16 protein-coding genes are annotated in these 12,765 nt (G+C 61.0%); 8 read left to right on the forward strand and 8 right to left on the reverse strand.

Annotation, left to right across the window (positions count from 1 at the left end; genetic code table 11):
- Nucleotides 1-7 precede the first annotated feature (7 nt).
- From OH720_RS29955 to OH720_RS29985, 7 genes are all read left to right on the forward strand, one after another.
- A complete protein-coding gene (locus OH720_RS29955; protein ID WP_272603887.1) occupies nucleotides 8-595 on the forward strand; it encodes a YggT family protein in 588 nt (195 codons plus the stop codon).
- 222 nt (nucleotides 596-817) lie between these two features.
- The gene (metX, locus tag OH720_RS29960) at nucleotides 818-1,957 is read left to right on the forward strand and encodes a homoserine O-succinyltransferase MetX (protein ID WP_180202297.1); all 1,140 of its coding nucleotides are present in this window, start codon (nucleotides 818-820) and stop codon (nucleotides 1,955-1,957) included.
- 7 nt (nucleotides 1,958-1,964) lie between these two features.
- On the forward strand, nucleotides 1,965-2,585 hold the full coding sequence (gene metW / locus OH720_RS29965) for a methionine biosynthesis protein MetW (protein ID WP_008063505.1): 621 nt from the start codon (nucleotides 1,965-1,967) through the stop codon (nucleotides 2,583-2,585).
- 25 nt (nucleotides 2,586-2,610) lie between these two features.
- Entirely contained in the window at nucleotides 2,611-3,045 is a 435-nt protein-coding gene (locus OH720_RS29970; RefSeq protein WP_008063507.1) for a DUF4426 domain-containing protein, read from the forward strand.
- Nucleotides 3,042-3,638 (forward strand): RdgB/HAM1 family non-canonical purine NTP pyrophosphatase, encoded by a 597-nt coding sequence (gene rdgB / locus OH720_RS29975; RefSeq protein WP_008063510.1) that lies wholly within the window; start codon nucleotides 3,042-3,044, stop codon nucleotides 3,636-3,638. The genes OH720_RS29970 and rdgB overlap by 4 nt, the downstream gene beginning before the upstream one ends.
- A complete protein-coding gene (hemW, locus tag OH720_RS29980) occupies nucleotides 3,635-4,840 on the forward strand; it encodes a radical SAM family heme chaperone HemW (protein WP_272603888.1) in 1,206 nt (401 codons plus the stop codon). The genes rdgB and hemW overlap by 4 nt, the downstream gene beginning before the upstream one ends.
- A gap of 9 nt (nucleotides 4,841-4,849) precedes the next feature.
- Nucleotides 4,850-5,173: a DUF3392 domain-containing protein gene (locus OH720_RS29985; RefSeq protein ID WP_008063519.1), complete on the forward strand. Its 324-nt coding sequence runs from the start codon at nucleotides 4,850-4,852 to the stop codon at nucleotides 5,171-5,173.
- A 122-nt stretch (nucleotides 5,174-5,295) separates the two neighbouring features.
- On the opposite strand, the gene trmB is transcribed toward OH720_RS29985, so the two are convergent.
- From trmB to OH720_RS30005, 4 genes are all read right to left on the reverse strand, one after another.
- Entirely contained in the window at nucleotides 5,296-6,021 is a 726-nt protein-coding gene (trmB, locus tag OH720_RS29990; protein ID WP_008065101.1) for a tRNA (guanosine(46)-N7)-methyltransferase TrmB, read from the reverse strand.
- Between the two features lie 9 nt (nucleotides 6,022-6,030).
- The gene (locus tag OH720_RS29995; RefSeq protein ID WP_180202293.1) at nucleotides 6,031-6,825 is read right to left on the reverse strand and encodes a thiazole synthase; all 795 of its coding nucleotides are present in this window, start codon (nucleotides 6,823-6,825) and stop codon (nucleotides 6,031-6,033) included.
- A 60-nt stretch (nucleotides 6,826-6,885) separates the two neighbouring features.
- The gene (gene thiS / locus OH720_RS30000; RefSeq protein WP_050562648.1) at nucleotides 6,886-7,086 is read right to left on the reverse strand and encodes a sulfur carrier protein ThiS; all 201 of its coding nucleotides are present in this window, start codon (nucleotides 7,084-7,086) and stop codon (nucleotides 6,886-6,888) included.
- A 71-nt stretch (nucleotides 7,087-7,157) separates the two neighbouring features.
- Entirely contained in the window at nucleotides 7,158-7,538 is a 381-nt protein-coding gene (locus tag OH720_RS30005) for a DUF423 domain-containing protein (RefSeq protein ID WP_180202292.1), read from the reverse strand.
- A gap of 74 nt (nucleotides 7,539-7,612) precedes the next feature.
- On the opposite strand from OH720_RS30005, the gene mtgA reads away from it, so the two are divergent.
- On the forward strand, nucleotides 7,613-8,335 hold the full coding sequence (mtgA, locus tag OH720_RS30010; protein WP_272603889.1) for a monofunctional biosynthetic peptidoglycan transglycosylase: 723 nt from the start codon (nucleotides 7,613-7,615) through the stop codon (nucleotides 8,333-8,335).
- Nucleotides 8,336-8,540: 205 nt separating this feature from the next.
- On the opposite strand, the gene rpoH is transcribed toward mtgA, so the two are convergent.
- From rpoH to ftsY, 4 genes are all read right to left on the reverse strand, one after another.
- Complete coding sequence (rpoH, locus tag OH720_RS30015; RefSeq protein WP_008065085.1) at nucleotides 8,541-9,395, reverse strand: RNA polymerase sigma factor RpoH; 855 nt, start codon at nucleotides 9,393-9,395, stop codon at nucleotides 8,541-8,543.
- A gap of 113 nt (nucleotides 9,396-9,508) precedes the next feature.
- Entirely contained in the window at nucleotides 9,509-10,531 is a 1,023-nt protein-coding gene (gene ftsX / locus OH720_RS30020; protein WP_180202290.1) for a permease-like cell division protein FtsX, read from the reverse strand.
- Nucleotides 10,528-11,199: a cell division ATP-binding protein FtsE gene (ftsE, locus tag OH720_RS30025; RefSeq protein WP_008065082.1), complete on the reverse strand. Its 672-nt coding sequence runs from the start codon at nucleotides 11,197-11,199 to the stop codon at nucleotides 10,528-10,530. Before ftsE ends, ftsX begins: the two co-directional genes overlap by 4 nt.
- On the reverse strand, nucleotides 11,196-12,719 hold the full coding sequence (ftsY, locus tag OH720_RS30030) for a signal recognition particle-docking protein FtsY (protein WP_272603890.1): 1,524 nt from the start codon (nucleotides 12,717-12,719) through the stop codon (nucleotides 11,196-11,198). Before ftsY ends, ftsE begins: the two co-directional genes overlap by 4 nt.
- Nucleotides 12,720-12,765 lie beyond the last annotated feature (46 nt).

Consider the following 12,765-nt stretch of genomic DNA (forward strand, 5'->3'; position numbering starts at 1 on the left):
ATCGACAATGCTCGGACTCAATGACGCTGCCATTTTTGTGATCCAGACCTTGGGCAGCCTGTATCTTTTGATCGTGTTGCTGCGTTTCATCCTGCAATTGGTGCGGGCGAACTTCTACAACCCGCTCTGCCAATTCGCCGTCAAGGCCACGCAACCGCTGCTCAAGCCACTGCGCCGGGTGATCCCGAGCATGTTCGGGCTGGACATGTCCTCGCTGGTGCTGGCCCTGGTCGTGCAAATGGCGCTGTTCGCGGTCATCCTGCTGCTCAGTGGCTACTCGGTCGATGTGCTGTTCCTGGCCCCTTGGGCGCTGATCGGCATCTTCGCGCTGTTCCTGAAGATCCTGTTCTGGGCGATGATCATCAGTGTGATCCTGTCCTGGGTCGCTCCGGGAAGCCACAACCCGGGCGCCGAGCTGGTGCAGCAGATCACTGAACCGGTACTGGCGCCGTTCCGCCGGATCATTCCGAACCTGGGCGGCCTCGACATCTCGCCGATCTTTGCCTTCATCGCGCTGCAATTGCTGCAGAGCTGGCTGATTCCGCGCCTGGCTTACTACGCGTTGATGCCGAAACAACTGTTCGGCCTGATCTAGACCGCGTCATCGTTCTTCGCGGGCAAGTCGGATCGCCGCCCGCTCGCTCCTACAGAGTTTGTGATGGTCCCGGATTTGCGAACGACTCTGGACCTGTAGGAGCGAGGCTTGCCCGCGAAGGCCACGCCTCGGTCTGACTGAATGAAATGAGGCCCGGCCTTTGCTTGCCGCTAACCCCACCGGTCTTTAGACTTACGCCTCATTTCAACGAGAGCAGGGTCGATGCCAGCTGCCTTTCCCCCCGATTCTGTTGGTCTGGTGACGCCACAAGTGGCGCACTTCAGCGAACCCCTGGCGTTGGCCTGCGGCCGTTCGCTCCCGGCCTATGACCTGATCTACGAGACCTACGGCACCCTGAACGCCACGGCGAGCAACGCCGTGCTGATCTGCCACGCCTTGTCCGGCCACCACCATGCCGCCGGTTATCACAGCCCCGACGACCGCAAACCCGGTTGGTGGGACAGCTGCATCGGGCCCGGCAAGCCCATCGACACCAGCAAGTTCTTCGTGGTCAGCCTGAACAATCTCGGTGGCTGCAACGGCTCTACCGGCCCGAGCAGTATCAACCCGGAAACCGGCAAGCCATTCGGTGCCGATTTCCCGGTATTGACCGTGGAAGACTGGGTGCACAGCCAGGCGCGCCTGGCCGATCGCCTCGGCATCGCCCAGTTTGCCGCGGTGATCGGCGGCAGCCTGGGTGGCATGCAGGCGATGCAATGGAGCATCACTTACCCAGACCGCATCCGCCATTGCCTGGCCATCGCCTCGGCCCCCAAGCTGTCGGCGCAGAACATCGCCTTCAACGAAGTGGCGCGCCAGGCGATCCTCACCGACCCCGAATTCCACGGCGGCTCGTTCCAGGAACACAGCGTGATCCCCAAGCGCGGGCTGATGCTGGCGCGGATGGTCGGGCACATCACCTACCTGTCCGACGACTCCATGGGTGAGAAATTCGGTCGCGGCCTGAAAAGCGAGAAGCTCAACTACGACTTCCACAGCGTCGAGTTCCAGGTCGAAAGCTACCTGCGCTATCAGGGTGAAGAGTTCTCCGGGCGTTTCGACGCCAACACTTACCTGCTGATGACCAAGGCCCTGGACTACTTCGACCCGGCGGCCAACTTCGACGATGACCTGGCGAAAACCTTCGCCAACGCCACCGCCAAGTTCTGCGTGATGTCGTTCACCACCGACTGGCGCTTCTCCCCTGCCCGCTCGCGGGAACTTGTGGACGCGCTGATGGCCGCGCGCAAGGACGTCTGCTACCTGGAAATCGACGCGCCGCAAGGCCACGACGCCTTCCTGATTCCGATCCCGCGCTACTTGCAGGCGTTCGGCAATTACATGAACCGCATTACGTTGTGAGATAGCCATGAGAGCTGATCTGGAAATCATCCAGGAATGGATACCCGCCGGCAGCCGCGTGCTCGACCTCGGTTGCGGCAACGGCGAACTGCTGACCTGGCTGCGCGACAACAAGCAGGTCACCGGCTACGGCCTGGAAAACGACGCCGATAACATCGCCGAATGCGTGGCCAAGGGCATCAACGTCATCGAGCAGGACCTGGACAAGGGCCTGGGCAACTTTGCCAGCAACAGTTTCGACATCGTGGTCATGACCCAGGCGCTGCAAGCGGTGCACTACCCGGACAAGATCCTCGACGAAATGCTGCGGGTCGGCCGCCAGTGCATCATCACCTTCCCGAATTTCGGTCACTGGCGCTGCCGCTGGTACCTGGCGAGCAAGGGCCGGATGCCGGTTTCCGAGTTCCTGCCGTATACCTGGTACAACACGCCGAACATCCACTTCTGCACCTTCGCCGACTTTGAAGCCTTGTGTCTCGAACGTGAAGCCAAGGTCATTGATCGGCTGGCCGTGGATCAACAGCATCGACACGGGTGGGCCAGCAAGCTATGGCCTAATCTGTTAGGTGAGATCGGCATTTACCGCGTCAGCAGCCCGGGGCTTGCAGACCACAAGGTCGCGGTCTGAACACCTTATTTCGAGGAGAACGATCATGGGTCGTCTAGCGCTGTTACTACTCACCGCCTGCCTGAGCGTCACGGCCATGGCCGCTGATGCAATCAAAGGTGATCGCAAGGAAGTCTTTGGCGACACGACGGTGCACTACAACACCTTCAACTCCACCTTCCTGACACCCGACATTGCCAAGGCCGCGGAACTGACACGCAGCAAGAATCAGGGCGTGATCAACGTTTCGGTGATCAAGGATGGCAAGCCGCAGATGGCGCAGGTCAGTGGTACGGTCAAAGACCTGACCAGCCAGAGCATCAACCTGAAATTCCGCCAGATCACCGAACAAGGCGCGATCTACTACATCGCCCAATACCCGGTGGAACAGCAGGAAACCCGCACCTTCGACATCAAGGTGCAGACCGGTGACAAAATCAACACCATCAACTTCAACCAAGAGCTCTTCCCCGGCGAATGATCAACTTCACGCAACTCGTACTCGCCAGCCATAACGCCGGCAAACTCAAGGAACTCCAGGCCATGCTCGGCGAGTCGGTGCAACTGCGCTCGATCGGCGAGTTCAGCAGCGTGGAGCCTGAAGAAACCGGCCTGTCGTTCGTCGAGAACGCCATCCTCAAGGCCCGCAATGCCGCGCGCATTTCCGGCTTGCCGGCACTGGCCGACGATTCCGGGTTGGCGGTGGATTTCCTTGGCGGTGCGCCGGGCATCTACTCGGCACGTTATGCCGATGGCAAGGGCGATGCGGCGAACAATGCCAAGTTGCTCGAGGTGTTGAAGGACGTGCCCGAAGCCGAACGTGGCGCACAGTTCGTCTGCGTACTGGCGCTGGTGCGGCACGCCGATGATCCGCTGCCGATTCTTTGCGAAGGCCTGTGGCACGGCCGCATCCTGACCCAGGCCAGCGGCGAACACGGTTTTGGCTACGACCCGCTGTTCTGGGTGCCGGAGCGTGATTGCTCCAGCGCCGAGCTCAGCCCGGGCGACAAGAACCAGATCAGTCACCGCGCCCGTGCAATGGATCTGCTGCGCCAGCGTCTGGGCTTGAAATGACCCGTGAATCCTCCGCGTCGCCGCTGATCTTCGGCGGCGCCGCACAATCGCCTCGGGCCGCCCTGCCTGTGCTGCCGCCCCTGGCGCTGTACATCCACATCCCGTGGTGCGTACGCAAATGCCCTTATTGCGACTTCAACTCCCACACCGCCAGCCCCGTGCTGCCGGAAGAAGAGTATGTCGACGCGTTGCTGGCTGACCTCGATCAGGACCTGCACGCCGTCTACGGCCGCGAATTGAGCTCGATCTTCTTCGGCGGCGGCACGCCCAGCCTGTTCAGCGCCCAGGCGCTAGGTCGCTTGCTCAAGGGTGTCGAGCAGCGCATTCCTTTCGCCAGCGACATCGAGATCACCCTGGAAGCCAATCCGGGGACCTTCGAACAAGAGAAGTTCATCGCCTACCGGGCACTGGGCATCAATCGCCTGTCGATTGGCATCCAGAGTTTCCAGCAAGAAAAGCTCACTGCCCTGGGTCGCATCCACAACGGTGACGAGGCCGTGCGCGCCGCCGGCATGGCCCGTCAAGCGGGGTTCGATAACTTCAACCTGGACTTGATGCACGGCTTGCCCGATCAGTCGCTCGAAGACGCCCTGAGCGACTTGCGCCAGGCCATCGCCCTGAAGCCGACCCACCTGTCCTGGTATCAGCTGACCCTGGAACCGAACACCGTATTCTGGAACCAGCCGCCGACGCTTCCGGAAGACGACACCCTGTGGGACATTCAGGAAGCCGGGCAGGCGCTTTTGGCCGAACACGGTTATGCCCAGTATGAAGTCTCGGCGTATGCCCAACCGGGTCGTCCGGCGCGACACAACCTCAATTACTGGAGCTTTGGCGACTTCATCGGCATCGGTGCCGGTGCCCACGGCAAGCTCAGCCATCCGGACGGACGCATTATCCGCACCTGGAAGACCCGCTTGCCGAAGGACTACCTGAACCCGAAAAAGCACTTCCAGGCTGGCGAAAAAGCGCTGACCAATGAAGAAATGCCGTTCGAGTTCCTGATGAACGCCCTGCGCCTGACAGCCGGTGTCGAAGCTCGGCTGTATCCGGAACGCACCGGCATGACCCTGGAAAGCCTCGCCGAAAGCCGTCGCGAAGCCGAACAAAGCGGCCTGTTGCAGGTCGAACCGTCACGTCTGGCGGCTACCGAGCGCGGACAACTCTTCCTCAACGACTTGCTGCAGAAATTTCTGACATAAGGAAATCGAATGGATTTGGTACTCGACCTGCTCGCCACCGCGTCTCGCTGGAGCCGCAGCAACCTCTCGGAAATCGCCCTCGCCCTAGTGGGTTGCCTGCTGGTGTTGTTCGGCGCGGATTTCAAGGGCTGGGTCGAGCAACGCCTGGGCAGCATCGCCGGCGCCTTGCGCGTACCGTTGATGTCGCTGCTGTGCATGATCGGCAGCGGTGCGGCGTTGATCTACGCCACGCCATGGATCGTCAAGGGCCTGAGCCAGTTCAACAACTACAGCCTGGCGCCAGTGTTGCTGGTGGTGCTGGTGCTCATCGGCGTAGTCGCCGACCGCCGCTGATTTTTGCGTGACCAAAAATAACTGTGGGAGCCAGCCTGCTGGCGATGGTGTGTCAGACACATTGATGTCGACTGACACACCATCGCCAGCAGGCTGGCTCCCACAGGTTTACAGCACAGGGTTTAGGACTGCTTTTCGAACTTCAAATCCCAAACGCCATGCCCAAGACGTTCGCCACGGCGTTCGAACTTGGTGATCGGGCGCTCGGCCGGGCGTGGTACGCACTTGCCGTCTTCGGCGAGGTTGCGGTAACCCGGGGCAACGTTCATCACTTCCAGCATGTATTCGGCGTACGGTTCCCAGTCGGTGGCCATGTGCAGGATACCGCCGACCTTCAACTTGCTCCGTACCAGTTCGGCGAAAGATGCCTGAACGATACGACGCTTGTGATGACGGCTCTTGTGCCATGGGTCCGGGAAAAACAGCATCAGGCGATCCAGGCTGTTATCGGCCACGCAGCGGTTGAGCACTTCGATGGCGTCGCAATCGTAGACCCGCAGGTTGGTCAAACCCTGGGTCAACACGCCATTGAGCAGCGCGCCAACTCCCGGACGGTGAACCTCCACGCCGATGAAATCCTGCTCCGGTGCAGCCGCAGCCATTTCCAGCAGCGAATGGCCCATGCCGAAGCCGATCTCCAGCGAACGCGGGGCCGAGCGGCCGAAGACCTGGTCGAAATCCACCGGCGCGTCGGCCAAGGGCAGCACGAACAGCGGCGCGCCCTGCTCCAGGCCACGTTGCTGGCCTTCGGTCATGCGCCCGGCGCGCATCACGAAACTCTTGATGCGGCGGTGTTGGCGCTCGTCGCCTTCTTCCGTCTGGATTGGCGTGTCGTTCGATTCAGTCATCAATGGCTCTTACTTGATCAGACCATCCAGCGGCGAAGAGGCGCTGGCATAGAGTTTTTTCGGCATGCGGCCGGCGAGGTAGGCCAGGCGGCCTGCGACGATCGCGTGTTTCATGGCTTCAGCCATCATGATCGGCTGCTGGGCGTGGGCGATGGCCGAGTTCATCAGCACCGCATCACAGCCCAGTTCCATGGAGATGGTGGCGTCGGAAGCTGTGCCGACACCGGCATCCACCAGCACCGGGATTTTCGCTTCTTCGAGGATGATCTGCAGGTTGTACGGGTTGCAGATCCCCAGGCCCGAACCGATCAGGCCGGCCAGCGGCATGACCGCGATGCAGCCGATTTCCGCCAGCTGACGGGCAATGATCGGGTCATCACTGGTGTAGACCATCACGTCGAAGCCTTCCTTGACCAGCGATTCGGCGGCCTTGAGGGTTTCGATCACGTTGGGGAACAGGGTTTTCTGATCCGCCAGCACTTCCAGTTTCACCAGGTTGTGGCCATCGAGCAGCTCACGGGCCAGGCGGCAGGTGCGCACGGCCTCGACAGCGTCGTAGCAACCGGCGGTGTTCGGCAGGAAGGTGTAGCGATCCGGCGAGAGGAAATCCAGCAGGTTCGGTTCGCCCGCGTTCTGGCCGAGGTTGGTGCGGCGCACGGCGAAAGTGACGATCTCGGCACCCGAGGCCTCGATGGCCAGGCGGGTTTCTTCCATGTCACGGTACTTGCCGGTACCGACCAGCAAACGCGACTGGTAAGTACGACCGGCCAGGACGAAAGGCTTGTCGCTACGAACGATGCTCATGGGGAATCCTCTGTAGGGGTGAGGGTCTTGCAGAATTCTGTCGGCCCTTGGGCCACGGGGCTAGCCGCCGCCGATGGCGTGCACCACTTCAACATTGTCGCCGTCGTTCAGCGCAGTGTCTGCGTGCTGGCTGCGCGGGACGATATCCAGATTGAGTTCGACCGCCACCCGGCGTCCGGTCAGGTCCAGACGGGTCAGCAGGGCCGCAACGGTTTCACCGTCGGGCAGTTCAAAGGATTCGCCGTTCAACTGAATGCGCATGTCGAATGCCGCCATCATTTTTTGGGGCTGGCATTCTAGCCCGATCGTGACCTAAAGGTCAGCAACAAGCGTCAAGCGGTCAGCGGCAGGCGCCAGGCGGCGAGACCCAGGCAAAGCCAGCCTGCGAGGAAGGCCAGGCCACCGAATGGGGTGACGATGCCCAGCTTGCTGACACCCGTCAGCGTCAGCACGTACAGGCTGCCGGAGAACAGCACGATGCCGATGGCAAACGAAGCGCCGGCCCAGGTCACGAGGCGACCGGGAATCTGTGTAGCCAGCAACGCCACGCCTAGCAAAGCCAAGGTATGCACCAGCTGATAGGTGACGCCGGTATGGAAAATCGCCAGGTATTCGGCGCTCAGGCGGTTTTTCAGACCGTGGGCGGCAAACGCCCCAAGACCGACACCGGTGAAGCCGAAAAAAGCGGCCAGCATCAAAAAGCCACGCAGCATGAAGAACTCCAGTCAGTCTCGATCAACAGGGTCTGTATAATGGCCCGCTCAACGGGTTCGGCCAAGCCATCTCTATGCTGCGTATCTATTTCCGTCGTTTCCTCAAGGCCGTGCTCTGGTTCATGGGCGGCAGCGTATTGCTGGTGCTGATTTTCCGCGTGGTGCCCCCACCGGGGACGGCCCTGATGGTCGAGCGCAAGATCGAATCCTGGTTCGACGGCGAGCCCATTGACCTGCAGCGCACCTGGAAGCCGTGGGAGGAGATCTCCGACGACCTGAAAGTCGCGGTGATTGCTGGCGAAGACCAGAAATTCCCCGAGCACTGGGGGTTCGACGTAAATGCGATCAAGGCGGCACTGGCCCATAACGAGCTGGGCGGTTCGATTCGCGGCGCCAGCACCCTCAGCCAGCAAGTGTCGAAAAACCTGTTCCTGTGGTCTGGCCGCAGCTGGCTGCGCAAAGGCCTGGAAGCCTGGTTTACCGGGTTGATCGAAGTGTTCTGGCCCAAGCAGCGGATTCTTGAGGTGTATCTCAACAGCGTCGAATGGGACGACGGGGTGTTTGGCGCCGAGGCGGCGGCCAGGCATCACTTTGGTACAAGCGCAAAAGGTCTCAGTCGCCAGCAATCGAGCTTGCTGGCCGCCGTGTTGCCGAACCCGCGAGTATGGAGTGCCAGCCATCCGACCGCTTATGTGGCACGGCGTGCAGGCTGGATTCGGCGGCAGATGAGCCAGCTCGGTGGCGATAGCTATCTGGTGGGGCTCAATGATTCGCGCCGGGCGCCTTGGTCACAATAGTCGATCACGATTTTCTCGGACACTGAATCCCCTGTGGGAGCGGGCTTGCCCGCGATAGGGGTGTATCAGCGACCAATTTGTTGGCTGACACAACGTCATCGCGGGCAAGCCCGCTCCCACAGGGGCCAAGGTGATACTGAAAAATGGGCACCAACAAAAACGCCCCGATCAATGATCGGGGCGTTTTTTATTGCCTTCGCGCAGGTTACGCCGCGATCGACAACTTGAGCTTGTTCATCGCGCTCTTCTCGAGCTGACGGATACGCTCGGCCGACACGTTGTACTTCTGCGCCAGGTCGTGCAGCGTGGACTTTTCTTCTGCCAGCCAGCGCTGGTAGAGGATGTCGCGGCTACGGTCGTCCAGCACTTCCAGCGCTTCGTGCAGGTTGTGGTTGGAGTTGTCGCTCCAGTCGGCATCTTCCAGTTGACGGGCCGGGTCGTACCGGTGGTCTTCCAGATAGTTGGCCGGCGACTGGAAGGCGCTGTCGTCGTCGGCTTCAGCAGCCGGGTCGAAGGCCATGTCGTGACCGGTCAGGCGACTTTCCATCTCGCGCACTTCCCGCGGCTCGACCCCGAGGCTTTCCGCCACACGATGGACTTCCTCGTTGTTCAGCCAGGCCAGGCGTTTTTTCTGGCTGCGCAGGTTGAAGAACAGCTTGCGCTGGGCCTTGGTGGTCGCGACTTTGACGATCCGCCAGTTACGCAGGATGAATTCGTGGATCTCAGCCTTGATCCAGTGCACGGCAAAGGACACCAGGCGCACGCCCATTTCCGGGTTGAAGCGCTTCACGGCCTTCATCAGGCCGACGTTACCTTCCTGGATCAGGTCAGCCTGAGCCAGACCGTAGCCGGAATAGCTACGGGCGATATGTACGACAAAACGCAGGTGGGCGAGCACCATCTGCCGAGCCGCCTCAAGATCCTGCTCATAATAGAGACTCTCGGCCAGTTCACGCTCCTGCTCCGGCGTCAGCAATGGAATGCTGTTGACGGTGTGCACATAGGCCTCCAGGTTCGCACCCGGGACCAGAGCATATGCAGGCTGCAAAGAATTGGTCATACGAAAAAACCTCCCACTTACATACTCGTGCCATTGGCACTGCGAAAATTGACCGGAAACCGCAAGACAAGTTCCCTTAGAAACTGCAAGGTCAATCACGCGCAAAAAAGATTCTACTTCGGCGCCAGCTCCCTGAGATGACGTGCGACTGCAATCCATGCACCGATATAACCCAACAGCACCGCGCCAAGCAAGAGAGACAGACCGTCGGCAACCGGTACGCCGGCCAGTGCGAAATCACTGCCGTACAACCCGGCCAACCCGACCACCGCATCGTTCAGCCAGTCCAGGCCGAACGCCAATACGCCCCAGGAAAGAATCCCCGCACCGAAACCATACAGCGCCCCCATATAGAGAAAGGGCCTGCGCACATAGCTGTCAGTGCCGCCCACGAGTTTAATCACTTCTATCTCTGTGCGGCGGTTTTCAATATGAAGACGAATGGTATTGCCTATCACCAAAAGTAATGCAGAAACCAGAAGCACGGTCAGACCGAAGACAAATCGGTCGCCCAGCTTGAGGATGGCTGCCAGACGCTCGACCCAGACTAGATCAAGCTGCGCCTGTTGTACCTTGGGCAGTTCGGAAAGTTTTTGTCTTAATGCTTCAAGGGCCGGCTTGTCGACTTCAGTCGGCGTTACCAGCACCACACCAGGCAGCGGGTTTTCCGGCAGTTCCTTGAGCGCTTCGCCCAGGCCCGACTGCTGCTGGAACTCTTCCAGCGCCTGATCCCGACCGACGTATTCGGCATCGGCCACGCCCGGGATGCCCTTGATCTGTTCGCGCAGCGCCTCGCCATCCGTCGGGCTGGCCTCGAGTTGCAGGTACAGGGAAATCTGCGCCGCACGCTGCCAGGAACCGCCGAGGCGTTCGACGTTACTTAGCAAAAGTGACAGGCCCATGGGCAAACTCAAGGCCACCGCCATCACCATGCAGGTGAAAAAGCTGCCGATGGGCTGTTTGCCCAGCCGGCGCAAGCTGTCCAGCAGACTAGCGCGATGGCTTTCGATCCAGGCGCGCAACAGCGTGGCGAAATCCGGACCATCATCGTCGTCGTGTTTTTTCTTCTGCGGTTGCGGGTCGGCAGCCTTGGGGGCCACGCGCTCGGAAACCTTTGGACTGCGAGTAGCACTCATTCGCCGGCCTCCCCATCGCCGATCAATCGGCCGCGTTGCAGTGTCAGCATGCGGTGGCGCATGCGCGCGATCAGCGCCAGGTCGTGGCTGGCGATCAGCACACTGGTGCCCAGGCGATTGATGTCTTCGAACACACCCATGATTTCCGCCGCCAGGCGCGGGTCGAGGTTACCGGTCGGTTCGTCCGCCAGCAGCAGCGCCGGGCGGTGAACGATGGCGCGGGCGATGCCAACGCGTTGTTGCTGGCCGGTGGACAAGTCGCCGGGATACAGATCGGTCTTGTCCGACAGCGCCACGCGCTCCAGGGCCGAGTCCACGCGCTTGGCAATTTCGGCCTTGGACAGACCGAGGATCTGCAACGGCAGCGCCACGTTGTTGAACACCGTGCGATCGAACAGCAACTGGTGGTTCTGGAACACCACGCCGATCTGCCGACGCAGGAATGGAATCTGTGCGTTGCTGATGGTGCTCAGGTCTTGCCCGGCCAGCAGCAGCTTGCCGCTGGTCGGGCGCTCCATGGCCAGCAACAGCCGCAACAAGGTGCTCTTGCCGGCGCCGGAATGACCTGTAACAAACAAAAATTCGCCCCGACGGACTCGAAAGCTCAGCTCATGCAAGCCGACGTGACCGTTCGGGTAGCGTTTACCGACCTGTTCGAAACGAATCATGAACGCTCCCGCTCGGCAAACAGTGCCTGGACAAAGGGTTCAGCTTCAAAAGTGCGCAAATCGTCGATACCTTCACCGACGCCGATGTAGCGGATCGGCAGGCCAAACTGCTTGGCCAGGGCGAAAATCACCCCGCCCTTGGCGGTCCCGTCGAGCTTGGTCAGCGCCAGGCCGGTCAGTTCGACGGTCTGGTTGAATTGCTTGGCCTGGTTGATGGCGTTCTGGCCGGTGCCGGCATCGAGTACCAGCAACACCTCGTGCGGCGCGTCGGCATCGAGCTTGCCGATCACCCGGCGAACCTTTTTCAGTTCTTCCATCAGGTTGTCTTTGGTGTGCAGGCGACCGGCGGTGTCGGCGATCAGCACATCGATGCCACGGGCCTTGGCGGCTTGCACGGCGTCGAAGATCACCGAAGCCGAGTCGGCCCCGGTGTGCTGGGCGATGACCGGAATCTTGTTGCGCTCGCCCCAGACCTGCAATTGCTCGACCGCGGCAGCACGGAAGGTGTCGCCGGCGGCAAGCATGACTTTCTTGCCTTCCAGCTGCAGTTTCTTCGCCAGCTTGCCAATGGTGGTGGTTTTACCGGCACCGTTGACGCCCACCACCAGGATCACGAAAGGCTTGTTCTGCGAGGTGATTTTCAGCGGCTGCTCAACGGGTTTGAGCATGGCCGCCAGCTCGGCTTGCAGGGATTTGTACAGCGCATCGGCATCGGCCAGTTCTTTGCGCGCAACCTTCTGGGTCAGGCGCTGGATGATCACCGAAGTGGCCTCCACGCCGACATCGGCCGTCAGCAGGCGGGTTTCGAGGTCATCGAGTAGCTCGTCATCAATGGCTTTCCTGCCCAGGAACAGGCTGGCCATGCCTTCGCCGATACTGGCACTGGTCTTGGACAGGCCTTGCTTGAGGCGGGCGAAGAAACCGGCTTTGGTTTCTTCGGTGCGTACCGGCTCGACTGGAGCTTCGACGGGGGCAGCGACAACAGGAGCAATAATCGGTGCAGGTGCAGGTGCAGGTGCAGGTGCAGGTGCAGGTGCAGGCTCTGGCGCTTGAACAATCGGCGCAACCGGCGGCACAAATGCCGCGACCGCAGGGGTTGGTGCTGCCTCGACGACCGGTGCCACGACCGGCTCGACCACGGGTGCCTGAACCGGCTCCGGCGTAGATACCGTCTGCACCGGAATCGGCGGTGTCACGTGCGGTGCCAGGTCATCTACGACCAGCGCCACCGGCTCTTCCGCCACCGGCAAGGTCAACCAGGGATCGGCGACCGGGGTCAGCGGCAATTCGGCGACGATTTCAGGCGCCGTCTCGACGACCGGTTGCAGCACCGGCTCGGCGATCGGCAACACAACCGGCGCAGGTTCGGCAGCATTTACTACCGGCGCGGGCGTTGGCTCAGGAAGTGGTTGTGGCTGTTCGACGACGGGTTCCTGCGGCTTTTTGCGCAGCCATCCGAACAGGCTTTTCTTTTCGCCAGCCGCAGCTGGGGTCTTCTTGTCGTCGTTGGAACCAAACATGGGGGACGGCTATCTCACGGTAGCGACGCGCCAACGGGCGCCCCGG

It is taken from the genome of Pseudomonas sp. WJP1 (genome assembly GCF_028471945.1).
Classification (GTDB): Bacteria; Pseudomonadota; Gammaproteobacteria; order Pseudomonadales; family Pseudomonadaceae; genus Aquipseudomonas.

What these genes read in the sequence shown, in the direction of transcription:
- OH720_RS30005 (WP_180202292.1), bottom strand. Translation starts at nt 7,538, where the DNA reads ATGCTGCGTGGCTTTTTGATGCTGGCCGCTTTTTTCGGCTTCACCGGT.
- metW (WP_008063505.1), top strand. Translation starts at nt 1,965, where the DNA reads ATGAGAGCTGATCTGGAAATCATCCAGGAATGGATACCCGCCGGCAGC.
- trmB (WP_008065101.1), bottom strand. Translation starts at nt 6,021, where the DNA reads ATGACTGAATCGAACGACACGCCAATCCAGACGGAAGAAGGCGACGAG.
- ftsX (WP_180202290.1), bottom strand. Translation starts at nt 10,531, where the DNA reads ATGAGTGCTACTCGCAGTCCAAAGGTTTCCGAGCGCGTGGCCCCCAAG.
- rpoH (WP_008065085.1), bottom strand. Translation starts at nt 9,395, where the DNA reads ATGACCAATTCTTTGCAGCCTGCATATGCTCTGGTCCCGGGTGCGAAC.
- thiS (WP_050562648.1), bottom strand. Translation starts at nt 7,086, where the DNA reads ATGCGCATTCAGTTGAACGGCGAATCCTTTGAACTGCCCGACGGTGAA.
- ftsY (WP_272603890.1), bottom strand. Translation starts at nt 12,719, where the DNA reads ATGTTTGGTTCCAACGACGACAAGAAGACCCCAGCTGCGGCTGGCGAA.
- hemW (WP_272603888.1), top strand. Translation starts at nt 3,635, where the DNA reads ATGACCCGTGAATCCTCCGCGTCGCCGCTGATCTTCGGCGGCGCCGCA.
- mtgA (WP_272603889.1), top strand. Translation starts at nt 7,613, where the DNA reads ATGCTGCGTATCTATTTCCGTCGTTTCCTCAAGGCCGTGCTCTGGTTC.
- rdgB (WP_008063510.1), top strand. Translation starts at nt 3,042, where the DNA reads ATGATCAACTTCACGCAACTCGTACTCGCCAGCCATAACGCCGGCAAA.
- OH720_RS29985 (WP_008063519.1), top strand. Translation starts at nt 4,850, where the DNA reads ATGGATTTGGTACTCGACCTGCTCGCCACCGCGTCTCGCTGGAGCCGC.
- metX (WP_180202297.1), top strand. Translation starts at nt 818, where the DNA reads ATGCCAGCTGCCTTTCCCCCCGATTCTGTTGGTCTGGTGACGCCACAA.
- ftsE (WP_008065082.1), bottom strand. Translation starts at nt 11,199, where the DNA reads ATGATTCGTTTCGAACAGGTCGGTAAACGCTACCCGAACGGTCACGTC.
- OH720_RS29955 (WP_272603887.1), top strand. Translation starts at nt 8, where the DNA reads ATGCTCGGACTCAATGACGCTGCCATTTTTGTGATCCAGACCTTGGGC.
- OH720_RS29995 (WP_180202293.1), bottom strand. Translation starts at nt 6,825, where the DNA reads ATGAGCATCGTTCGTAGCGACAAGCCTTTCGTCCTGGCCGGTCGTACT.
- OH720_RS29970 (WP_008063507.1), top strand. Translation starts at nt 2,611, where the DNA reads ATGGGTCGTCTAGCGCTGTTACTACTCACCGCCTGCCTGAGCGTCACG.